Raw genomic sequence first — 21,813 nt, 5'->3', positions numbered from 1 at the left:
TCAGGTGAAAGCGGGATGGCATAGCCTGTCAGTGGCTGAGTTCCAGCGTCGCATTCTCCAGCCAGGCCCGAATGTCCGCATCATGGATGAGGGGCATCAGCGCTTCGCGCGTCTTCACATGATAGTCGTTCAGCCAATGCAGCTCTTCGTGCGTCAGCAGTTCCACGAGGACCAGGCTGCGATCGATCGGGCAGAAGGTTAGCGTTTCGAAGCCAAGCATCGGCATATCACCGCCTTCGATCTCCTCCGGATCGCGAATGTAGATCAGGTTCTCGATGCGGATGCCGAAATGGCCGGGGCGATAATAGCCTGGCTCATTCGACAGGATCATGCCGGGCAGCAGCTCCTGCAAGGCGAGCCGAGCGATGCGCTGCGGCCCCTCATGCACCGAGAGATATGAGCCAACGCCATGGCCGGTGCCATGGGCGAAATCGACGCCCGCTTTCCACAGCGCAATGCGCGCCAGCGGATCGAGATCGCAGCCGCGCGTGCCCTTGGGGAAGCGCGCCGTGCTGATGGCGATCATTCCCTTCAGCACCAGCGTGAAGAGACGCTTCTTTTCTTCCGAGACAGCACCAATGCCGACCGTGCGGGTGATATCCGTCGTGCCATTGATGTACTGAGCGCCTGAATCGATCAGGAAAAGCTCGCCGGCCTGAATCATCTGGTCGCTCGCCGTCGTCACGCGGTAATGCATGATCGCCGCATGCTCGCCGGCGCCCGAGATCGTATCGAAGGAAATGTCCTTCAGCGGGTTCTGCATGCTCTGGCCGACGCGGGCACGGCAGGCCTCCAGACGCTCGGCGGCGGCAATTTCCGTCACCATGCCCGGCTTGCTGGTTTCCAGCCAGTAGAGAAACTCCACCATGGCGGCGCCATCCTGCAGATGGGCGGCCGCAGATCCGTTGATCTCGGCGGCATTCTTGCAGGCGCGCGGCAGCTTGGCGGGATCATTGCCCTCGACGACTTCGCCACCCTCATGACGGATAATATCGGTCAGCGCATAGGAAGCCAGATCCGGATCGATCAGGATGCGTCCGCCATTTGCAGCCGCGGCACCCAGCCGCCTGGCCAGCTCGGACGGCGGCAGCTGCTTGCAGATCTGGGTGAGATAGGCTTCCGCCTCGACCTTGGTCTTGCGCTTGTCGAGAAAGAGCTCAGCCTCGCCTTCGGCATGAATGATGGCACGCGCCAGCGGATGCGGCGTGTGCGGCACGTCGCTGCCGCGAATATTGAAGATCCAGGCAACCGAAGACGGATCGGTGATCAATACCGCCTTGAGGTTCTTTTCCTTGAGACTGGCTGCAATCGTCGCGAGCTTGTCCTTCGCCAATATGCCGGCCTGGGCGATATCCTGGATAATGACGCCGCCAAGCGGCTCTGCCGGCCGGTCGCTCCAGAGCTTGTCGAGGGGATTATGGGGAAGAAAGACCAGCTTGCCGTCGATCTCGCTCAACGCCTTTTCCAGGCGGCGGACTTCGGCCCCCGTATGCAGCCACGGATCGATGCCGAGCCGGAATCCCGTCTTGGCATGTCGCGGCAGCCAGATATGCGGCGGCTCGTTCACCAGATCGCCACCGGTGAAGACACCGCGGTCCACCTGCTCAGCAAGCTGCGTCACATAGCGGCCATCCACGAAAACCACGGCCTGCGTGTGTGTCACAAGTGCAACACCCGCTGATCCAGTGAAACCTGTGAGCCAGGCAAGCCGCTCTGAACATTTGGGCACATACTCGCCCTGATACTCGTCGGCACGCGGCACTAGGAAGCCGTCAATACCGAGATCGCCAAAGGCATTGCGCAGCCCAGCGACCCGTTCGCGGCCGAATTGCGGGGTGGAAGTGACGTCGAAAGACTGGAACATGGCTTAATCCGAGACTGGTGGGAATCCGTGAAACTGAATAGTGCCAGTATGTTAGAACATGATTGCAGGAAGTGCGACGTGATTTTCGGGGGAGAGCGAAAACTGTCGGTGATGTGGCGATTCAAGCCCGCCGTGCTGCCAGGCTCGCCATAGGCGCCGTTAACGAATCCGCCCATTTCGTGAGCATGAGAGGTCAAATATGACATCTTCACGGCAGGCAATATGCATATCGCGCATAGCTCCCATGAAGCCTCCCCCCTGCCACGCAAGCGAACGAGTCGCTATATCCGCCACATCAAACGGGGTTCACGAAGAACCCAAGCGAAAAGGACTAAAGACAATGCCTATCTCTCGCTCCGCATATGTTAGCCCGGCGCTGGCTGGCGAGCGTCGCACCGTACGCCACTCTGTCGGCTCGCTTCGTCAGCTCGAAGTCGAAACGTCGAAGGCAATCGGCGCAAGCCGTGGTGATCGCCACTAACAGTTATCAGCTACGCGTTCACCAGATCGCGATCCGATTCTCCTCCTCCCTCCCCGGATCATGATCAGAACGCTAGAGCCCGCTTGAGCACTCCTCCTCCACACGCTCGCGGGCAAGATCGGTCTAGGCCGATCTCAAGGCGGTGCCTCGGCACCGCCTTTTTTGTTGTCTTCCATTGGAAGCAGGATTATCGGGAGGCGACCGGCTCAAGGCCGGTCGAGATGGATGGTGACCCAGCCATTGCGCCAGATGGTGCGCACGTGGCGCAGCTTGGCGCCATTATAGGCGGCCAGAACCTTCCAGCGCTGCTCGGCAAGAATGCCTGAGAGGACGACCGAGCCGCCCGGCGCCAGATGTGCCACAAGCTGCGGCGCCATCTTGATCAGTGGACGCGCAAGAATATTGGCAATGATCAGATCGAACGGCCCGTGACGCGAAAAGGCCGTCGAGTGAAAGCCCGGCGCCGTCTCAAGTGCAATTCCGGAAGCAATGCCGTTGCGGCGGACATTCTCGCGCGCGACACGGACGGCGATAGGGTCGATATCGGTTGCCAGGACCGGAATATTACGCAGCTTGCGCACTCCGATCGCCAGCACACCGCTGCCGGTACCGAGGTCGAGGGCATTGCGGACCTGTCGGCTGGCAAGAACCTTCTCGATGGTTTCCAGGCAACCGGCCGTCGTGCCGTGATGGCCGGTGCCGAAGGCCTGCCCTGCATCGATCTCGATGGCAATATCGCTCGAACCGACCTTGTCCCGATCGTGAGAACCATGCACCAGGAAGCGTCCGGCGCGAACCGGCTTCAATCCCTCCAGCGACTTGGCAATCCAGTCGACGTCGGGAATGATTTCCTTTTCGATCGCGAGCTCGGGAAAGGCCTGCTCCAGCAGGGCTGCGAAGCGAGCGCGAACATCGTCTTCATCTTCCGCGTAGAGATAGATCGACGTTTCCCAGATGTCCCTCTTCTCATCGATCTCGCTGGTCGCGATCGGCAGTTCCTCGTCCTCGAAAACGGGCGTCATCAGATCGAGGACCTGTTCGGCCTTCTTCTCGGTCGTCGTCACATAAAGGCGGATTTCACTCAACTCGTCGCTCTTTCTTGTCTTACTCGGCCCAATCGATCCAAGGCGGTTTTGGAGTATCATAACCAGCCACGCTTCGAAGCAAAACCCGTCTGGCCGGGCCGAAGCGCAGGACCAGCGGTGCAATGAGATTGCGCATCGCGATCGCCAGCGGATTTGTCATGGTGATCAGTCGCGTCAAGCCATAGGTCTGCTTCAACACCTGCTTCACGGCGGGAATTCTCAGCGCCGAATACTCCTGTTCGCGGCCTTCCGCAATGAGCCAGGCAAGCCAGCAGGCATCTTCGATACCGAGATTCATACCGCGCGCACCGGCCGGCGAATGGATATGCGCGGCATCGCCGGCCAGAAAGACATTGCCTTTGGCCATAGGCTCGACGTGACGAAAATGAATGCGGAACTGCGAAGCCCACAGCCTTTCGGCAATGGTGGCCGGATGAACGATACGGCTTTCGAAATCTTCCAGCGTCGAGATATAGCGAACGACATCCGATGCGACAGGCAAGCGCCCGATCATGCCGGGATCGAAGATCGAAACCTCGCCGAAATGCGTATCGATCTGGCCTGAATAGCGAAAATCAACCAGATAGAAATAGGCCTCCAGCGCTTCGCCCGGAAAACGCGCGCCGAGAGCCTTGCGAACGACGGAATGGGCGCCGTCAGCACCCACCAGAATATCAGGCCGAACCGTTTCCATAGCGCCGTCAGGCCGCCGAACTGTAACCTCCGGCTTCCGGAAATCGGCGATTTCGCCCGCAACGATCGCCGTCCGCCACTCCGGCAAGATGCCATAAGACGACAGCGCCTCCAGCAGTAAACGCTCCGTCTGCCCCTGAGCCAGGCCGCGAATAGCGCTGAATCGGCCTTGCACCTGGCTCGCATCCAGTTCGAAGAGAGTTCGCTCACCGGCACGAACACGGAAGCAGTCTATGGATTGGGCAGCGTCAACGATGCGCTCTGCGACACCGGACGGGGAAAGCAGCGTTAGCGTCCGGGCATTGACACCCAGAGCCCGGCTTTCCTCCACCGGCGTCGGGCCAGGACCATCATCAATGATCCGTGGGGTAAAGCCGCGCCGGGCAAGCTCAAGCGCAGCAGTGAGGCCAACAGGCCCTGCTCCGGCAATCAGAATGGATCTGAATGTCGCCTCTCCGCCGATCTTCTCGCCCATCTATGCCCCTACCCCTTCTTGATCAGGTTCTCCAGCTTCTTCACCGCCACGTCCGGGTCTTCCTCGTAGGCAATAGTTCCGGCAAAACCGCCGGACGAATCCAGCAGGAAGACCGAGGCAGTGTGATCCATAGTATAGTCGCCGTTCGGCTGCTTGTCGTCGGTCGGCACCTTCTTGGCATAGACACGAAAGCCCTTGACCATATCCATCACCTTGGCCGGATCGCCCGAAATGCCGGTAATCCGTTTGGAGACATTGGAAACATACTGATCCATGATCTCGGGCGTGTCGCGCTCAGGATCGACGGTCACGAAATAGGCGTTGAGTTTCGTGCCATCGGGGTCAACCTTCGCCAGCCAGCTGTTGAGCTCAAACAGCGTTGTCGGACAGACATCGGGACAATGCGTATAGCCGAAGAACACCGCCGAAGGCTTGCCGCGAAACGCCTGCTCGTTGATCGACTTGCCACTCTGCGAGACCAGCGTGAAGGGCACGCCATAGGGTCCCTCAGCAGCCACCTGCGGCGCCTTGCTGCCCCCGAAACTCAGCCAGCCCAATACGCCGGCAATGATCAACACCACTACCCAGACACCAATGCGCACACTTCTCATGACTGCCATTCCTCATCCTACCCCGGCGACGGCACCTGAAAGGCGGTACGGTCGGTCTCCCAGCCGGTGTAACGGCTCGAAGTGGAGGACGCAATTCAAGAAGATGTTCCGGGCAGGCCGAAATCGTCGCAGCAGTCGGCTCGATCCCCAGAGAACTTAACTGTTCTACCACTATGATTTCGCAAGTCGCTCAAGGCGAATTCTGCTTCGGTGTTAAAGTAATCCTAACCTGTCCGCGCGAACATCTGCATCAAATGTCGAACACGACTTCGACCGCCGCCGAAACGCGCGGCAGACCGATTTTCAGAAGGGCATGACGCCCGCCGGAGCAGCCAGGCATTACCAGCCGAAGCACCGGACGCTGCCGCTGCCCAAGCCGCTCCAGCCGATCTCTCTTTTCAATCGCTAGCGTCGTTTGCCATCGGCGCCAAACGGGAAGTCCATACTCATGACGAACGCCATCAAGCAATCCGGCGCCTATCTGGAAATCGTCTCCTTCCACCTCGGCGATCAGGAGTTCTGCATCGACATCATGGCCATCCGCGAAATCCGCGGCTGGGCACCCGTAACGCCGATGCCGCACACGCCGCCTTACGTGCTCGGCCTGATCAACCTGCGCGGTGCGGTGATTCCGGTCATCGACATGGCCTGCCGCCTCGGTATGAAGATGACGGAGCCCTCCGAGCGTTCGGCGATCATCGTCACCGATATCGCCGGCAAGCTTGTCGGCCTCTTGGTCGAGCAAGTCTCGGACATGATGACCATCAAGAGCGAAGATCTGCAGCCGGCGCCGGAAATCATTCCGGAGGCGCAGCGCGCCTTCTGCCGCGGCATCGTGGCGCTGGAAAAATCGATGGTCTGCTTCCTCAACCTCGACACGATCATTGCGGATCAGCTGGCACAAGCCGCCTGATTTCAATGCATTAGCCCAAAAACAAAATCGCCCTGGAGCCTCGGCTTCAGGGCGATCGATTTTCTAGCTGACCAGCATTGGCAGGGGTGTAGCCAACGCGCCAGTCATGCAGGCCGTGAACAAGCGGGAGATTCACTCCCCTGTTCGCTTTCGAAATTGCATCAAAAAGGTGCAAACCGAAAGCAACCAGAGGGAATTAGACAACTCAAGAGTAAGACTTTTTTTGGTATTACCCTTCTCTCGGTTGCCTTTGAGGTATCCTGGTAGCGTTATTTCGGCTTGCCGTTTTTCCAGCTAACATTTTGGCCGAACAAGGGTATCGTCGAAATTGCCATCTTCGCCGAACCGTTCGTCAACTGGCGCGAGTGGATGAGGTAGACAAGCGTATCGTTCTTCTTGTCGTAGATGCGCGTCACCACCAGCTTCTTCCAGATGAGCGACAGCCCAGCGCGAAACACTTCCTCGCCGCTCTGCGACAGATTGATATCGCCGATCTCGATCGGCCCGGTCTGGCGGCAATCGATGGAATTGTTGGAGGGATCTTCGAACCAGTTGCCCTTGCGTAAGCGGTCAATGACGCTGCGATCGAAATAGGTGACGTGGCAGGTGACGCCAGACACCCCGGGATCAGGCACGGCATCGACCAGAATATCATTGCCCGTCCAGTCCACGCCAACCTTGCCAACAACCTCGGCGGACGCGGAAACAGGCGCCACTGCCAGAAAAGACGCGGCAATCGCGGCAAAGAACTTCGCTGAATGCATCGATCATCCTCCAATAAAGCCGCCGGAAGCGAAAGCGGCTTGGCTAAGGTAGGATGGCCTACGGGCGATGCAAGATAGCTTTGCTCTTCTCCACACCGCGTGCCTGATGCGCGATATTGCAGGCATTACCCTTGATTAGGCAACGCCTGCAACGCAGGCACGGCGTGCCCGCCTCATTTCTGGCTCATAGCCACCGCTCCCGTTTCCAGAAGCGACTTGAGATTCGACAGGATTTTTGGCCAACCGCCGGATACGGCGTCGATGAACTTCGAATTCTCGACCTCGATCGTGTGACGAACGGTCAGCTTCACGGCCTCGCCCGCCGGCTCCAGTTCCATCACACAGCGGGACCAGCCCTCGTCCTTCAGATCCGGGCGCCATTCGTTGCGCCATTTGAAAGCAAGGCGTTTGGGCGGATCGAATTCCGCGATCTCGCCGGCATCCGCGACCCTGCCATCCGGAAAAAGCATCTTCCATGGCGACCCGACCTTCCACTCCGCTTCATGGACCATGTCGAACCAATATTGCTTGATAAATTCCGGTGTGGTCAGCGCCGACCAGAGCTTTTCCGGAGTGGTGCGGATGAAGGTGACGTAGACGAACTTGCTTCCGGTCATGTCATTTCTCCTTGTTTCAATAATTGCTCGCGGGACGATTATTGGCCGCCCTCGTCTTCCAACGCCTTCTTCAGCGCCGAAAGCGCACTCAGATGTCGGCGCTCGAACTTGTTGATCCAGCGCTCGGCAATGCCGTTGATCGGAACCGCGTTGATGAAATGCAGCTTCTCCCGGCCCTGTTTCTCGGAGGACACCAGCTTGGCCTCCTCCAGAATGGCGAGATGCTTGGCGACCGCCTGACGCGTCATCACCAAGTCCTCGCAGAGCGCGTTCAGCGTCTGCCCGTTGCGCTCAAAGAGCCTGTCGAGCAACTGCCGCCGACTGGCATCCGCCAGCGCCTTGAAGACTGCATCATCATCCACGGATACGAAACCATTTGGTTGCCTATTATCGAGTTTATAAGCAACCAAATGGTTGCCTGTCAAGCAATATCCTGGGAAACGACAATCCTGCGCACTCAGCGCGCGGTCGCTCAGTCGACGCAATTTGGGAGAGGCGCGATTGACAATGGTCGCATCGCATTGGATCATCCACCCATGATCGCAAACCGCACCATGGTAACGCACCTTCACACCATCTCCCCCTTCGCAGGGCGAGTGGACGGCGTGTTGCGTTGAAGTAGCCGCGATCCATATCAACCCTGCCGAGGCGAGCAGGGTTGAAATCTCCTTGCTCTCCTCCCCCATATCAAGGAGAGCACATGTCTTTCAAAGAGCAAGAACCTGCCAAACGACGACCCGCCAAGGTCGGCCCAGTGGCGATTCGCGCAACCCACCCGGCCGATGCCGAGGCAATCGCGGCCATCGCCAATCTCCCCGGTTTCCGCGCCGGCACACTCCGCCTGCCCTTTCAAGGCGTCGAGGAGACGCGGCGCTGGCTGGACAAGCAGGATCTCTACGCAACCCGCCTTGTTGCGGAAGTGGATGGGCAAGTCGTCGGCAGTGCCGACCTGAGGCGGCTTTCCGGCCGGCGAGCTCATATCGGCCAGATCGGCATGGGCGTGCACGATGATTTCACCGGCTGCGGTATCGGCTCGGCACTTATGGCCGCGCTCGTCGACGCCGCCGACAACTGGCTGGCGCTCAAGCGGCTGGAATTGACCGTCTATGTCGACAACACGCCAGCAATCGGCCTTTACGAGAAGTTCGGTTTCGAGACCGAAGGGCGCTTGCGCGCCTTTGCCTTCCGCAACGGCGAATATGTCGATGCGTTCACAATGGCGCGGCTGAGATTCTGAGCGATATGAGAGCGGCGGATTACGCTACCGCCGTTCTCCTCACCCGCCGATGAGCTCGAGCCACTCGTCCTCGGTCATGACCTGGACATTGAATTCCTGCGCCTTGTCGAGCTTCGAACCCGCGCCCGGTCCAGCCACGACGATGTCAGTCTTCTTCGAGACCGAGCCCGAAACCTTGGCGCCCAGGCTCTCCGCCTTGGCCTTGGCTTCATCGCGGGTGAACTTTTCCAGCGAACCGGTGAAAACCACCGTCTTGCCCGCGACGGGGCTGCCTGAGGTCACCGGTTGTTCGGCCTCTTGAGGCTGAACCTCCTCCAGCAGCCTTGCGATCACCTCGGTATTGCGGGGCTCCTTGTAGAATTCAACAAGCGCGCGCGCCACCACCTCACCGATGCCCTCGATATTGTTGAGGTCGCTCCAGGCATCGCCCGCCAGCGGGGCCGCCTCCTTCATCGCCGCCTCGAAAGCCCCATAAATGCCGTAGGAACGTGCGAGCAGCTTGGCCGTCGTCTCGCCCACATGGCGGATGCCCAGCGCGAAGATGAAACGATGGAGCGCGATCTCACGCCGTTCGTTGATCGCCGCGTAAAGCTTGCCGACGCTGACCTTGCCGAAGCCGTCAATATTCTCAAGCTTGGCGAGCGACGTCTGCTGGCGCTTCTCCAGGGTGAAGATGTCGGGCGCAGTCCTGATCTGCAGCGCCGCGTCCTCGCTCTCGAAGAAGAAATCGATCTGCTTCGAACCCAACCCCTCGATGTCATAGGCATTGCGTGAAACGAAATGCTTGAGATGCTCCGTCGCCTGCGCGCGGCAGATGAAGCCGCCGGTACAACGGGTCACGGCGTCGATCTTGCCGGTCTTCTCGTTGATATCGCGCACCGCATGGCTGCCGCAGACCGGGCACACCTTCGGAAACTCGTAGGACACGCTAGACGGCTCGCGCTTCTCCATGACGACATCGACGATCTGCGGAATGACATCGCCGGCACGCTGCACGATCACCATATCGCCGACGCGGATATCGCGGCCATCGCGGATCGGTTCGCCCTTGTTGCCGATGCCCCTGATGTAATCGGCATTGTGTAGCGTCGCATTGGTGACGACGACACCGCCGACGGTGATCGGCTCCAGCCGCGCCACTGGCGTTAACGCTCCGGTACGCCCAACCTGGATATCGATGTCGACCAGCCGCGTGAATGCCTGCTCCGCCGGGAACTTGTGCGCCGTCGCCCAGCGCGGTGAACGCGAACGGAAACCGAGGCGGGCCTGCAGTTCGAGGCTGTCGACCTTATAGACGACACCGTCGATGTCATAATCGAGATCGGGCCGCTGCAGGCCGATCTCCTGATAGTGGCCGAGAATGTCGGCGACCGAACTCAGCCGCTCCATCAACGGATTGATTGGGAAGCCCCATGCCTTGAAAGTCTGCACCATGCCGAATTGCGTATCGGCCGGCATTTCCGACATTTCGCCCCAGGCATAGGCAAAGAACTTCAACTTGCGGCTTGCCGTCACCTTCGCATCGAGCTGGCGGAGCGAACCCGCCGCGGTGTTGCGCGGGTTAACGTAGGTCTGCTTGCCCTCTGCCTCCATCTGGGCGTTAAGCGCCAGAAAGTCGCTCTTGGCCATGTAGACCTCGCCACGCACCTCGATGACCGCAGGCGCGCCCGCTGGCAACGTCTGGGGGATTTCCTTGATGGTTCTGATATTGGCGGTAACATTCTCGCCGGTCGTGCCATCGCCGCGCGTTGCAGCACTCACCATCCGGCCATTCTCATAGCGGATCGACATCGACAGCCCGTCAATCTTCGGCTCGGCGGTAAAGGCAATCGAATTGTCGGGCAAGCGGCCGAGAAAGCGATAGACACCCGCGACGAAATCCTCGACGTCTTCCTGCGAAAACGTGTTGTCGAGCGACAGCATCGGCCGGGCATGGACAACGGGCGCGAAGGTTTCCGATGGTGCGGCGCCCACCCGCCGCGACGGGCTGTCGGCACGAATCAGCTCCGGAAACCGCGCCTCGATGGCATCGTTGCGCCTCTTCAGCGCATCGTAGTCAGCATCCGAAATCTCTGGCGCATCCTTGGCATGATAAAGCGCGTCATTGCGGGCGATCTCCGCAGCCAGATAGGCAAGTGCAGCGGCCGCTTCCTCTTCGGTCAGACCTTCGACCGGTTTCTGTTCGGTGCTCATGAATCGACACTCCCCGATTTTCGAAATGTTTTAGAGCACTTCGAGGAAAAGTGCGAAGCGGTTTTCCATTCGAGGTGCGCAAATACCAAGAGAAAAATTCTGAAATTCGATGACTGACGGCGACCGCCGGCACGGCGATATCGCACCACGGGCGATCATGGGGATAGCTGCGTCATCACGGCGACAAAGATCGCTCAATTGCTCGCAAACTGTTTCAAAATGCTGGACCAAAGTTCGACCAGCTCGGCATTCCCCACTCCATGCATCTTTGTGCGCACGGCGGTGTGAACGAGCACCAGATGCGTTGTCGGATCAACAAGAATGCGCTGCCCTTCCAGGCCGTCCATGAAAAATGTTCGGTGCGGACCGGGCATCAGCCAGGTTTGATAGCCGTAACCCCAGGGGTGAGCTTCTTGGGTGACTGCGAGGAATGAACCTTGCGTCGCAGGCTGTGTGGCATCCAGCAGCCACTGCCGCGGCATGATCTGGCGGCCATTCCAGGCACCGTCATGGGCGAGCAGCATGCCGAAGCGAGCATAATCGCGAAGCGTCGCGCTGAAGCAGCAGTAGCCGACCTCCTGGCCAGTGCTGTCAACCTGCCAATTCGCGCTCGCCTCCGCGCCCATCGGCTGCCAGATCCTGGATTGGAGATACTCCGCCATCGTCATGTGAGTGGCGTGGGTCAGCACCAGGCTCAAGCCCTCTGTGTCCAGATTGCTGTAGTGCCAAACGGTGTTGGGAGCGGCAACCCGCTTGTTGAACCTCGTAACCGCTGCAATCGGATTGAGCTGTTCCGGGCCAAGCAATGAGTTGCGAAGCTTTTCCGCATCCTGAGGTGTGCCGAAGTTTTCGGTAAAGGCGATGCCGGAAGCCATATGGAGAAGCGCACGGATCGGCGTTACGCCCATTTCCGTGCCCTTCAGCTCCGGTACATAGGTCTCCACGGTATCGTCGATCGAATGAATGGCCCCCTCTGAAATCGCAATCCCGATGAGCATGCCAGTCAGGGTCTTTGCCATGGATTGGGAGAGAAAGCGGTCCTGATCGGTACGGCCATATTGGTAATGTTCGAACAGAATCACGTCATTATGCGCAACCAGCAAGCCGGTGGTCGGATTCGTGTCCAGATACTTCATCAACGAAGTGGTTTCGGTGCCGAATTTGAAGCTGGTCGAAAGCTCGGACGGCGCGCGCAACAGCGTCGACGGTTGTTCCGCGGCAGCTACTGTGTGGGTCGGCCAAAGTCGGTCCGCATGCGTGTAATTGCCGACCATGTGGGGCTGGTCTTTGAACGGAAGGCCGACGGGATAACCGAGCTTCTCGCCATAATCCGCAGCATCGGGCCCGGTCTGAGAAAAGACGGGAACGGCTTTCGGTTGTGGCTGCAAAGGCGCAGCACTTGCCTGAATGGAAAGTGCTCCAAAAAAGATGGCGACAATGCTGCCCCAAAGCCTCACGTAAAAACCCTTCTCAACAGAAATGCGACGTCGTCTAGCAAAGCCCGGTAACAGGCATTTGACGAATTATCCCGGCAATCAGCCGTTGCCGGCCAGCAGCCGCTTTGCAGCCGCCCTCGCCTCTTCCGTCACCGAAGCGCCGGCAAGCATACGGGCGATTTCCTCGGTGCGATCCTTCGGCTCCATGGTGGCAACGCGCGTCGAGATCTTTTCCGAGCCATCCGCGATTGGCCCCTTGGAGATCAGGAGATGGGTCGCCGCGCGCGCCGCGACCTGCGGTGCATGGGTAACGGATAGCACCTGGACACGATCGGAGAGCCGCTTCAGCCGCTGGCCGATGGCATCGGCCACCGCACCGCCAACACCGGTATCGATTTCATCGAACACAAGGGTCGGCGCAGACCCGCGATCGGCAAGCGCCACCTTCAGCGCGAGCAGGAAACGCGAGAGCTCGCCACCGGAAGCGACCTTGGTGATAGGGCCCGGACGCGTGCCCGGGTTGGTCTGAACATGGAACTCGACCACATCGATACCGTCAGCCGTGCCGGCATCCGGATCGCTGGTGATTTCCACCATGAAACGCGCCCGCTCAAGCTTCAGCGCCGGCAGTTCCGCCATCACAGCGGCGGCAAGCGCCGCGCCAGCATGATGACGCTTGTCGGATAGGCTGCGCGCGGCGGCGTCATAATCCGCCTTGGCGACAGCCAGTTCGCTATCCAGGCGCGCCAGCCTTTCCTCGCCGGCATCGACGTCGGCAAGATCGGCGATCATTCGCACGGCCAATGCCGGAAGCTCGCTGACCGGCACGGAATATTTGCGCGATGCTCCCCGGAGCGCAAACAGGCGTTCCTCGACCCGCTCCAGCTCCCGCGGATCATATTCGGTCTTGCGGAGCGCGGCCTCGACTTCCATCTGCGCGTTGGAAAGCTGATCCAGCGCCGCATCAAGCAGCGCTACGGTGTCTTCCAGCAGGCCCGGAGCCTCGTGGCTCTTGCGCTCAAGCCTTCGCACAAGCGAGGCGATATGCGGCACGGGAGACGCATTGCCGTTCAGAAACTCGGAGGCTTCGGCAATATCGCCGGCAATGCGCTCGGCCTTCATCATCCGCGCGCGGCGTTCCGCCAGATCGTCCTCTTCGCCATCCTGCGGCGAGAGCTTCTCAAGCTCCTCGACGGAAGCACGCAGATAATCAGCCTCGCGCGCCGCCTTCTCCACCTGCTCACGCTGCTTCTTCAGCGTCCGCTCGGTATCGCGCCAGACCTTGTAAAGCCTGCCAACAACTTGCGTCTCTTCGGCAAGGCCTGCGAAGGCGTCCAGCAGCATGCGATGCGCGTCGGTATCGACCAGCGCGCGGTCGTCATGCTGTCCATGAATTTCGACGAGGAGCTGGCCTACCTGGCGCATCAGCTGCACGCTCAGCGCCTGATCATTGACGAAAGCCTTGGTGCGTCCATCGGCCGACTGGACGCGGCGAAAAATCAGGTCGCCATCGTCATCGATACCATTGTCACGCAGGAGCTTGCGGGCGGCATGCTGCGTGCCCACATCAAAGACCGCAGTCACCTGGCCGCGTTCTTCTCCATGGCGCACGAGACCGCCATCGCCGCGCCCACCAAGGGCCAGCGACAGACTGTCAAGCAGAATGGATTTGCCTGCACCCGTTTCGCCGGTCAAAACCGAGAGACCGGACTCGAAGGCAAGATCCAGCCGCTCGATCAGAACGATATCGCGGATCGAAAGCTGGATCAGCATCTTCGCTCAATCTCACGTCCCAAGAAGAAGTTTCTTGCCCGCTCTGGAAATCCACGAACCGGAATTTTCGCTCGGCTCCACGCCACCCTTCTTCAGCAGCTTGTAGGAATCGGCATACCAGCGGCTGTCAGGATAGTTGTGGCCGAGAACGGCAGCTGCCGTCTGTGCTTCCGGAACGATGCCCATCGCATAATAGGCTTCCACCAGGCGTGCCAGGGCTTCCTCGATCTGGTTCGTGGTGGGATATTGCTCCACGACGATACGGAAGCGCGAGATAGCGGCAAGATAATCCTTGCGCTCAAGATAGTAGCGGCCGACCTGCATTTCCTTGCCGGCGAGCTGGTCCTTGGCGAAGCGGATCTTTTCCTGCGCGTCGCTGACATATTGCGACTTCGGATAGTTGTTGACGAGCTTGGTCATCGCCTCGATCGTCTGCGCCGCGGCACGCTGGTCCTGCGTGACGTCGACGATCTGCTTGGCATAGGACGAACCGACCAGATACTGGACGTAATCGGCATCCTCGGAGCCCGGATACTGCTTCAGATAGCTATTGCCCGTCTGCACGGCATCGTCATAGCGACCTGTGCGGTATTTTACGAAGGTGCTCATCACCATCGCCTTGCGCGCCCATTCCGAGAAGGGCTGCTGCTGGTTGATGGCGTCGAACTTCTTGCCCGCCTCCGTCATGTTGCCTGCCTTGATATTGGCAAGGCCCTGATTGTAGAGCAATTCCGGCGGATCGGTCTCGACACCCAGCTTGGTGATGTCGATATCCTTCTTGGTGTTACAACCCGTCACCACCGCACCGATACCAGCGAGGAGAAGCGATACGAGCAGAGCCCGTGCTGTGACATTCATGCTTTCAGACCTTGCAAAACCCATCGGATCACTGTCCCACTAGCCGTCGTTGCGGAGACGGCATTCTCTCGCTGGCGTTTCTAGCCGCAAAAACACCATCAGGGCAACGCATTGATGATGCATTAACGCATTTTTGTGGCAAAGACCGCATATCGGCAGGCTTAATCACTGTTTTGACAATGAATTCTTTCGTTGGACGGCCTGACTTCGATGTTGCGCGCCAACAAAAAATAAACCTCGCGAATCTCTCGCCAAAAAAAAGCCGCTCCTTATCGGAGCGGCTAATTTTTTCATCTCTGTTTCAAAAGATCACGCCGACCAGGGCGCGAATTCCGGCGCATTGACCGAAACGAAATCGCGGCTGTGAGCACGCTGGCGCGGCGCCGCAGTTTCGACGACGTCATAGGCGCTCGCATCGCTGAGCAATGCCTTCAGGGCGTTCGCATTCATGCGGTGACCACCGCGATACGAACGGTAGTGGCCAATGAACTGTGCGCCGGCCAATGCCAGGTCGCCAACGGCATCAAGTGCCTTGTGACGAACGAACTCGTCCTTCGGGTAACGCAGGCCTTCGACGTTGATGACGGTGTTGTCGTCCGAGATGACAACGGAATTTTCCAGCGACGAACCCAGTGCATGACCCGAAGCCCACAGAGGCTCGACATCGCGCATGAAGCCGAAGGTACGCGCACGCGACAATTCGGTCTTGAAGGTCTCGGCAGTCAGATCGCCTTCCCACTTCTGCCGGCCGATGAGCGGGCATGCAAAATCGATCTCGATCTCGAATCGCGTTCCGTCATACGGACGAAACTCGCACCAGGAGCCGCCAGCCTCGATACGAACCGGCTTGATGACCTTGATATAGCGGCGCTTGACGCCGAGCGACACGATACCGGCCTGCTCGATGGCTTCGATGAACGGATAGGAGCTGCCGTCCATGATCGGCATTTCAGCACCGGTGACTTCGATAACGACGTTGTCGAGGCCAATCGCGTAGATCGCCGCCATGACATGCTCAACCGTCGCAACCGAGCGCAGCGGCGAGAAGCCGAGGACGGTGCAGAGGTCTGTGTTGCCGACCTGAGAGGAAACAGCACGCAGTTCAGTCACGTCGCCATTGTCATGCTGGCGCTGGAAAACGACACCCGTGCCGGCTTCGGCGGGATAAAAGGTGATCGACACATTGGCGCCGGAATGAACGCCTATACCTGAAAGTGTCACAGGATTTGCAATGGTGGTCTGAAAACCCAACAATCCGATTGCCATATAAATTCTGCCTTCGTCTATCTGATCCAGGCTGGGGCGGTCATTCTTCGGACGCTTACCCATATTGCCGGTTCAGTCTGTTAATCCTGCCGCGGGCGCCACATACATTCATCGATGAACGTGATTCCGCAGGCTTGCTTGCCCTCTACATACTCGCCGAGGCATCTCATTCCAAATCACTGTTTCTTTCGCTTTGTTACGAAAGCAGTCGATTGAATTTGCTGGATAATTTCAGATACGGCATCAAGTCTAAAATAAGGAAATCCGGGGCTTTGAGGCCCCGGATTTCATCAGGATGGTTAGCAACCTATTAAAAAACCGTCCAATAACGGATCAGTTCGACTGGCGGCGCAGGAAGGCCGGAATTTCGAGCTGATCGTCTTCATGGCTTGCCATGCGTGCCGACGGAACTTGACGGCCCTGATCGTCGAGCTGGCCACGACGCGGAGCGTAGAGGCTTGCTTCCGGCGAAGGCGCACGGCGCTGCTGCGGAGCCGCGGTGTTGGTCGAAGCCATCATATCGTCGAACGCCGGGTCTTCTTCGCGGCGGCCAAGCGAGTTGGTGATGCGCTTCAGCAGGCCCATCGGACCGCGCTCTTCGGCAGCCTGAGCGGCAACCGGCTGGGCACGATGTTCCATTTCAGCCTTAACCACCGGCGGGAAGTCCTCCACCTTCGGCATACGGACCTGCTCAGGAGCCTGACGGATGATCGGCTGCTGATGCATGACCGGAGCCGGCTGCGGCTGAACCGGAGCCTGACGGACCGGCTGGGCTTCGGGCGCGGCTGCGAAGATACGGCTTTGCGGACGGAAGTTGTCTTCCTGTGCCGCGGGCTGCTGCATGACCGGCTGCGGCTGCTGTACATGAGCCTGGCGGGCCATCTGGATTTCCAGTTCGCGTTCCAGGTCGGCTTCCGCCGCACGAATGGTCTGTGCAACAGGATCCACGGTACGGGGAGCTGGAGCAGCGGCCGGTGCGGTGTAGGCCTGCGCGACATGGGCAGGCTGAGCTGCGGCCGCTGCAGGAGCGGCGGCCGCGGAAGGACGGATAGCCGGCTTTGCGACAGGGCGGAATTCCATGCCCCGGTCGGCTGCTTCGTTCACTGCGCGGTCGATACCGGTTGCAACGACGGCGACGCGGATGATGCCTTCGAGCGATTCGTCGAAAGTTGCGCCGAGGATGATGTTGGCGTCCGGGTCGACTTCTTCACGAATGCGGGTCGCGGCTTCATCGACTTCGAACAGGGTGAGGTCACGACCACCGGTGATCGAGATCAGCAGGCCCTGTGCGCCCTTCATTGAGGTTTCGTCGAGCAGCGGGTTGGCGATAGCGGCCTCAGCAGCCTGCATCGCACGACCCTGGCCGGAAGCTTCGCCGGTGCCCATCATGGCGCGGCCCATTTCGCGCATGACCGAACGGACGTCGGCGAAGTCGAGGTTGATGAGACCTTCCTTCACCATCAGATCGGTGATGCAGGCAACGCCCGAATAGAGAACCTGGTCGGCCATGGCGAACGCGTCGGCGAAAGTCGTCTTGTCGTTGGCGATGCGGAACAGGTTCTGGTTCGGGATGACGATCAGGGTGTCGACCGACTTCTGCAGTTCCTGGATGCCCATCTCGGCGAGACGCATACGGCGGCCGCCTTCGAAGTGGAAAGGCTTGGTGACGACGCCGACGGTCAGGATGCCCTTGTTGCGGGCTGCCTGTGCGACAACCGGAGCAGCACCCGTGCCCGTGCCGCCGCCCATGCCGGCGGTGACGAAGCACATATGCGTGCCGTTGAGATGATCGATGATCTCATCGATGCACTCTTCGGCAGCTGCACGGCCGACTTCCGGCTGCGAACCGGCGCCGAGACCTTCCGTGACGTTGACGCCGAGCTGGATGATCCGCTCCGCCTTCGTCATGGTCAGCGCCTGGGCGTCAGTGTTGGCGACGACGAAATCGACGCCCTGCAAGCCTGCCGTGATCATGTTGTTGACGGCATTGCCGCCACCGCCACCAACACCGAACACGGTGATACGCGGCTTAAGCTCGGTGATATCTGGCTTATGCAGCTTGATAGTCATTGTACCCGTTCCTTCTCTTTATGGCCGCATCGCCACGCCGGCCAATTCACTCGATTTCACTTGCCTGACGCTTGCCCCGGGAAACATTCCCGGGATCAGGCACTCAAAAACTCTCTTTCAGCCATTGGCCGACGCGGCCGATGCGGCTGTTGTTCCCTCCAAGCGACGAGAGCAGTCCGCTGCTCGGCGCATGTGTCTCCATGTCTGCGACCTGAGGATAGATCATCAGGCCCACCGCCGTCGAAAAGGCCGGCCCCTTGGCCGCCGTCGGCAGGCCGGATACGCCCATGGGGCGACCGATGCGGACATTGCGGGCAAGAACACGACGCGCCACATCGGGCAGACCGGTCAATTGACTGGCACCGCCGGTCAGAACGACACGCTTGCCGACGATCGGGCTGAAGCCCGAGCGCTGAATGCGATCGCGAATCAGTTCGAGGGTCTCTTCGATACGGGCCTTGACGATGCGCGACACCAGGGCCTTCGGCACTTGTGTCGGCTGGTCACGCTCGTCTTCGCCGATTGGCGGGATGGAAATCAGCTCGCGCTCATCCGAGGAGTTCGCCAGCGCCGAGGCGTGCACCACCTTCAGCCGCTCGGCATCCTCGATGCGGGTCGAAAGACCGCGGGCAAGGTCGGTGGTGACATGATGGCCGCCGAGGCTCACCGCATCGGTATGTACCAGTTTGCCCTCGGCAAAGACCGAAATCGTCGTCGTGCCGCCGCCCATGTCGATCGCAGCGCAGCCAAGCTCGACTTCGTCGTCGACGAGAGCCGCAAGACCGCTGGCGTAAGGCGTTGCCACCATCCCTTCGACCGAGAGATGCGCACGATTGATGCAGAGCTCGAGGTTGCGCAGCGCCGCACGCTCAGCCGTCACGACATGCATGTCGACGCCGAGCGCATCTCCGAACATTGCCAGCGGGTCACGAATGCCGCGTTCGCCGTCGAGCGAATAACCGGTCGCCAGCGAATGCAGTACGGCGCGTTCCTGACGGATCGACTGCTGGCAGGCTGCCGCCAACACCTTCTTGAGATCGTTGCTTTCGACTTCCTGGCCACCCAGATCGATGGTCGCGGTATAGATATCGCTCCCGAGCCGGCCGGCGGAAACATTGACGATCAGACTGTCGACGGTAAGGCCCGCCATGCGCTCGGCGGCATCGACCGAAAGCCGGACGACACTTTCCAATGCATCGAGATCGGCGATGACACCGGTCTTTATGCCGCGCGAACGCTGATGGCCGATACCGATGATCTCGATATTATGCGTGCGGTTCGGGAGAACCTGGCTCTCCTCGCGCGGCGTCAGCCGACCGATCATGCAGACGACCTTCGTCGAGCCGATGTCGAGGACCGACACGATGTGCGATCGCTTCGAAGACAGCGGCTTCAAGCGCGGCAGGCCGAAATGGGACGAACCGAATAAGCTCATGTATCCTGCCCTGCTTTCTTCAAAGCCTTGTTTCTCGCATCGACGGCGGCCTGGCGGCGAAGCGTTGCGTCCGGGGTCAATTCTATGGCGGTACGATCGTCGAGACGAAGATCGACGGCAGCGATGTCGCGCTGCAGAAGGTTCTGGTCCTTGTCGAGATCGATAAGCCGCGCGAGCGCGCCATCGATATTGTCTTCAGGCAATTTAACAATCACGCCGCTGTCGAGATACAGATCCCAGCGGCGTCCGGCGACGCGCACAAAGGCCTTCACATGGTTGCGAATGTCGGGCCACTTGGCAAAGACATCATCGACGGAAGCGGCGGCAGTTTCAGCATCGCGACCGACAAAGAGCGGCAGTTTTGCGAACTTGTTATCCCGCAGCGGCGCGATGACGCTGCCATCCTTCTGGATCAGGGAAAGCTCGGAACCATGCTGCCAGATGGCATAGGCCTTACGCTCCGTCAGCTTAACCTCGACCGTCTTCGGGTAGACCTTGCGAACCTGGACGGTCTGCACCCAGGGCAGGTTCGCGATCTTCAAGCGAGCCGCATCGGCATCCAAAGCGACAAGCGAGGTCGTGCCATCGAGACCGAGCAGCTGCAGGATCTCGATCTCAGACGTCTCGTCATTGCCGGAAACCTTGACATCTTCGATGGCGAAGCCGGCAGCAGACGTCGTCGCTTCCGCAACCGCCTGACCGTGCCCACCGACCGACATGCCATAGAGGCCCGTAGCAGCAAACAGGAGAAAGGCGGAAACCGTACCCGTGTGATTGGGAATGTTGACACGCCCGGAGCCAAGGCTGACCAGGAAGCGCACGGCGCGACGAAGTGGGCGCGGCAGCACGAACGCATCCTCGACATCATCGATGGCGAGAGGGACGCGATGACGGGACCGCCTCATATTTTTGACCGTCAGCGCAAACAAGACGCGTCCTCCACCATCCACCGGAGAAATTCACCAAAAGAGTAGCCAGCATGAGCGGCCATTTCAGGCACCAGCGAGGTAGGGGTCATGCCGGGCTGGGTGTTAACCTCAAGCCAGACAAGTTCACCTTCTTCGGAAAAGCGATCATCGAAACGGAAGTCAGATCGACTGACGCCGCGGCAGCCGATAGCTTCATGCGCCCTTAACGATAATGTTTGTATCTTTTGGTAAAGATTCGGTGAAATTTCCGCCGGGAGGACATGTTTTGATCCACCTTTGGCGTACTTGGCATCATAATCATAGAAGCTGTGGCCCAGCGGCACGATCTCGGTGACCCCGAGAACCTTGCCGCCCATGACGCCGCAGGTCAGCTCACGGCCGTGAATATAGCGCTCGACCAGCACTTCATCGCCATAACGCCACTCCGAAGAGGTAACGATCTGCGGCGGATGCGTTTGATCTTCCTTGACGATCACGACGCCGAAGCTCGACCCTTCGCGTACCGGCTTTACGACATAGGGCGGCTTCATCGGATGCTCGCCGACAATCTCGAAACGATCCATGACAACCGAAGCGGCAACCGGAATACCAGCCGCAGCGGCAACCGTCTTTGCCCGCGACTTATCCATTGCAAGAGCCGAAGCGAGTACGCCCGAATGGGTGTAGGGGATCTGCAGATATTCAAGGATACCCTGAATGGTGCCGTCCTCGCCGAAGGGGCCATGAAGAGCATTGAAGACGACTTCGGGCTTCAGCTCCGCAAGGCGGCTGGCGACGTCATGGTCGACATCGACACGAGTGACCTGAAAGCCTTCGGCCTCCAAGGCGTCAGCGCATGCCTTCCCCGAGGAAAGGCTGACAGGCCTTTCCGAGGAAAATCCGCCCAAAAGGACAGCCACATGCTTGCCACCCATTAATACCCCCGGTCTCACGATCTCTGCTTTGCGGTTACTCGGCCTCGCCTAACAGCGATTCTAGCTCCGCTTTCAATAGGTCGATTAGAACGACATTAAGGTTAATGAAGCGTTTACTTTCGTTAACTTTCCGCCGCCCAGCCGATGATTGAATAATTCGAATCAAACTGACTTAAAGAATTCTGCCATTGGAATCAGA

19 protein-coding genes are annotated in these 21,813 nt (G+C 59.4%); 3 read left to right on the top strand and 16 right to left on the bottom strand.

Annotation, left to right across the window (positions count from 1 at the left end; all coding sequences use genetic code 11):
* Positions 1–28: 28 nt before the first annotated feature.
* Positions 29–1,864 carry an aminopeptidase P family protein gene (locus A6U86_RS28425; protein ID WP_068398461.1) on the bottom strand — a complete coding sequence of 612 codons (1,836 nt, stop codon included), beginning with the start codon at positions 1,862–1,864 and terminating at the stop codon, positions 29–31.
* Positions 1,865–2,204: 340 nt separating this feature from the next.
* On the opposite strand from A6U86_RS28425, the gene A6U86_RS35735 reads away from it, so the two are divergent.
* Positions 2,205–2,345, top strand: a complete 141-nt coding sequence (locus A6U86_RS35735; RefSeq protein ID WP_168807084.1) for a hypothetical protein — start codon at positions 2,205–2,207, stop codon at positions 2,343–2,345.
* A gap of 206 nt (positions 2,346–2,551) precedes the next feature.
* Here the strand turns inward: A6U86_RS35735 and A6U86_RS28420 are convergent, their stop codons facing one another.
* Genes A6U86_RS28420 through A6U86_RS28410 form a run of 3 tightly spaced genes read right to left on the bottom strand, consistent with a single transcriptional unit; the run spans position 2,552 to position 5,209 of the window.
* Positions 2,552–3,430 carry a 50S ribosomal protein L11 methyltransferase gene (locus A6U86_RS28420; RefSeq protein ID WP_068398458.1) on the bottom strand — a complete coding sequence of 293 codons (879 nt, stop codon included), beginning with the start codon at positions 3,428–3,430 and terminating at the stop codon, positions 2,552–2,554.
* Between the two features lie 19 nt (positions 3,431–3,449).
* Positions 3,450–4,598 carry an NAD(P)/FAD-dependent oxidoreductase gene (locus tag A6U86_RS28415; RefSeq protein ID WP_068398455.1) on the bottom strand — a complete coding sequence of 383 codons (1,149 nt, stop codon included), beginning with the start codon at positions 4,596–4,598 and terminating at the stop codon, positions 3,450–3,452.
* Between the two features lie 8 nt (positions 4,599–4,606).
* On the bottom strand, positions 4,607–5,209 hold the full coding sequence (locus A6U86_RS28410; RefSeq protein WP_068398916.1) for an SCO family protein: 603 nt from the start codon (positions 5,207–5,209) through the stop codon (positions 4,607–4,609).
* A gap of 448 nt (positions 5,210–5,657) precedes the next feature.
* Here A6U86_RS28410 and A6U86_RS28405 point away from each other — a divergent pair, with 448 nt between their 5' ends.
* On the top strand, positions 5,658–6,122 hold the full coding sequence (locus A6U86_RS28405; protein WP_068398452.1) for a chemotaxis protein CheW: 465 nt from the start codon (positions 5,658–5,660) through the stop codon (positions 6,120–6,122).
* Between the two features lie 269 nt (positions 6,123–6,391).
* Here the strand turns inward: A6U86_RS28405 and A6U86_RS28400 are convergent, their stop codons facing one another.
* From A6U86_RS28400 to A6U86_RS28390, 3 genes are all read right to left on the bottom strand, one after another.
* Entirely contained in the window at positions 6,392–6,886 is a 495-nt protein-coding gene (locus tag A6U86_RS28400; RefSeq protein WP_068398449.1) for a CreA family protein, read from the bottom strand.
* Positions 6,887–7,059: 173 nt separating this feature from the next.
* Positions 7,060–7,503, bottom strand: coding sequence for an SRPBCC family protein (locus A6U86_RS28395; RefSeq protein WP_068398446.1), 444 nt, complete (start codon positions 7,501–7,503; stop codon positions 7,060–7,062).
* A gap of 38 nt (positions 7,504–7,541) precedes the next feature.
* Positions 7,542–7,865, bottom strand: coding sequence for a helix-turn-helix transcriptional regulator (locus tag A6U86_RS28390; protein ID WP_068398913.1), 324 nt, complete (start codon positions 7,863–7,865; stop codon positions 7,542–7,544).
* A gap of 338 nt (positions 7,866–8,203) precedes the next feature.
* On the opposite strand from A6U86_RS28390, the gene A6U86_RS28380 reads away from it, so the two are divergent.
* Positions 8,204–8,740, top strand: coding sequence for a GNAT family N-acetyltransferase (locus A6U86_RS28380; RefSeq protein WP_068398441.1), 537 nt, complete (start codon positions 8,204–8,206; stop codon positions 8,738–8,740).
* Between the two features lie 39 nt (positions 8,741–8,779).
* On the opposite strand, the gene ligA is transcribed toward A6U86_RS28380, so the two are convergent.
* The 9 genes from ligA to A6U86_RS28335 all read right to left on the bottom strand — a co-directional run bounded on the left by ligA (position 8,780) and on the right by A6U86_RS28335 (position 21,614).
* Positions 8,780–10,933 carry an NAD-dependent DNA ligase LigA gene (gene ligA, locus A6U86_RS28375; RefSeq protein ID WP_068398438.1) on the bottom strand — a complete coding sequence of 718 codons (2,154 nt, stop codon included), beginning with the start codon at positions 10,931–10,933 and terminating at the stop codon, positions 8,780–8,782.
* Between the two features lie 194 nt (positions 10,934–11,127).
* Positions 11,128–12,390, bottom strand: coding sequence for a serine hydrolase (locus tag A6U86_RS28370; RefSeq protein WP_083197009.1), 1,263 nt, complete (start codon positions 12,388–12,390; stop codon positions 11,128–11,130).
* A gap of 78 nt (positions 12,391–12,468) precedes the next feature.
* Positions 12,469–14,142 carry a DNA repair protein RecN gene (recN, locus tag A6U86_RS28365; RefSeq protein WP_068398433.1) on the bottom strand — a complete coding sequence of 558 codons (1,674 nt, stop codon included), beginning with the start codon at positions 14,140–14,142 and terminating at the stop codon, positions 12,469–12,471.
* Between the two features lie 12 nt (positions 14,143–14,154).
* Positions 14,155–15,024, bottom strand: coding sequence for an outer membrane protein assembly factor BamD (locus tag A6U86_RS28360; RefSeq protein WP_198929107.1), 870 nt, complete (start codon positions 15,022–15,024; stop codon positions 14,155–14,157).
* Positions 15,025–15,309: 285 nt separating this feature from the next.
* Positions 15,310–16,266 carry a UDP-3-O-acyl-N-acetylglucosamine deacetylase gene (gene lpxC, locus A6U86_RS28355; protein ID WP_068398427.1) on the bottom strand — a complete coding sequence of 319 codons (957 nt, stop codon included), beginning with the start codon at positions 16,264–16,266 and terminating at the stop codon, positions 15,310–15,312.
* Between the two features lie 333 nt (positions 16,267–16,599).
* Positions 16,600–18,336: a cell division protein FtsZ gene (ftsZ, locus tag A6U86_RS28350; RefSeq protein WP_068398424.1), complete on the bottom strand. Its 1,737-nt coding sequence runs from the start codon at positions 18,334–18,336 to the stop codon at positions 16,600–16,602.
* A gap of 103 nt (positions 18,337–18,439) precedes the next feature.
* Entirely contained in the window at positions 18,440–19,771 is a 1,332-nt protein-coding gene (gene ftsA, locus A6U86_RS28345; protein ID WP_068398421.1) for a cell division protein FtsA, read from the bottom strand.
* Positions 19,768–20,676, bottom strand: a complete 909-nt coding sequence (locus A6U86_RS28340) for a cell division protein FtsQ/DivIB (protein ID WP_198929106.1) — start codon at positions 20,674–20,676, stop codon at positions 19,768–19,770. Before A6U86_RS28340 ends, ftsA begins: the two co-directional genes overlap by 4 nt.
* A gap of 11 nt (positions 20,677–20,687) precedes the next feature.
* On the bottom strand, positions 20,688–21,614 hold the full coding sequence (locus A6U86_RS28335) for a D-alanine--D-alanine ligase (RefSeq protein ID WP_068398415.1): 927 nt from the start codon (positions 21,612–21,614) through the stop codon (positions 20,688–20,690).
* Positions 21,615–21,813: the final 199 nt, after the last annotated feature.

The organism is Rhizobium sp. AC27/96 (assembly GCF_001692325.1).
In the GTDB taxonomy this organism is placed as follows: domain Bacteria; phylum Pseudomonadota; class Alphaproteobacteria; order Rhizobiales; family Rhizobiaceae; genus Rhizobium.
Note: the sequence above shows the minus strand (reverse complement) of the source record. Positions and strands in the feature narration are given on the sequence as shown.

What these genes read in the sequence shown, in the direction of transcription:
- A6U86_RS28340 (WP_198929106.1), bottom strand. Translation starts at nt 20,676, where the DNA reads ATGAGGCGGTCCCGTCATCGCGTCCCTCTCGCCATCGATGATGTCGAG.
- A6U86_RS28380 (WP_068398441.1), top strand. Translation starts at nt 8,204, where the DNA reads ATGTCTTTCAAAGAGCAAGAACCTGCCAAACGACGACCCGCCAAGGTC.
- ftsA (WP_068398421.1), bottom strand. Translation starts at nt 19,771, where the DNA reads ATGAGCTTATTCGGTTCGTCCCATTTCGGCCTGCCGCGCTTGAAGCCG.
- A6U86_RS28415 (WP_068398455.1), bottom strand. Translation starts at nt 4,598, where the DNA reads ATGGGCGAGAAGATCGGCGGAGAGGCGACATTCAGATCCATTCTGATT.
- ftsZ (WP_068398424.1), bottom strand. Translation starts at nt 18,336, where the DNA reads ATGACTATCAAGCTGCATAAGCCAGATATCACCGAGCTTAAGCCGCGT.
- A6U86_RS28405 (WP_068398452.1), top strand. Translation starts at nt 5,658, where the DNA reads ATGACGAACGCCATCAAGCAATCCGGCGCCTATCTGGAAATCGTCTCC.
- A6U86_RS28395 (WP_068398446.1), bottom strand. Translation starts at nt 7,503, where the DNA reads ATGACCGGAAGCAAGTTCGTCTACGTCACCTTCATCCGCACCACTCCG.
- A6U86_RS28360 (WP_198929107.1), bottom strand. Translation starts at nt 15,024, where the DNA reads ATGGGTTTTGCAAGGTCTGAAAGCATGAATGTCACAGCACGGGCTCTG.
- lpxC (WP_068398427.1), bottom strand. Translation starts at nt 16,266, where the DNA reads ATGGCAATCGGATTGTTGGGTTTTCAGACCACCATTGCAAATCCTGTG.
- A6U86_RS28410 (WP_068398916.1), bottom strand. Translation starts at nt 5,209, where the DNA reads ATGAGAAGTGTGCGCATTGGTGTCTGGGTAGTGGTGTTGATCATTGCC.
- A6U86_RS28335 (WP_068398415.1), bottom strand. Translation starts at nt 21,614, where the DNA reads ATGGGTGGCAAGCATGTGGCTGTCCTTTTGGGCGGATTTTCCTCGGAA.
- A6U86_RS28425 (WP_068398461.1), bottom strand. Translation starts at nt 1,864, where the DNA reads ATGTTCCAGTCTTTCGACGTCACTTCCACCCCGCAATTCGGCCGCGAA.
- A6U86_RS35735 (WP_168807084.1), top strand. Translation starts at nt 2,205, where the DNA reads ATGCCTATCTCTCGCTCCGCATATGTTAGCCCGGCGCTGGCTGGCGAG.
- recN (WP_068398433.1), bottom strand. Translation starts at nt 14,142, where the DNA reads ATGCTGATCCAGCTTTCGATCCGCGATATCGTTCTGATCGAGCGGCTG.
- ligA (WP_068398438.1), bottom strand. Translation starts at nt 10,933, where the DNA reads ATGAGCACCGAACAGAAACCGGTCGAAGGTCTGACCGAAGAGGAAGCG.
- A6U86_RS28400 (WP_068398449.1), bottom strand. Translation starts at nt 6,886, where the DNA reads ATGCATTCAGCGAAGTTCTTTGCCGCGATTGCCGCGTCTTTTCTGGCA.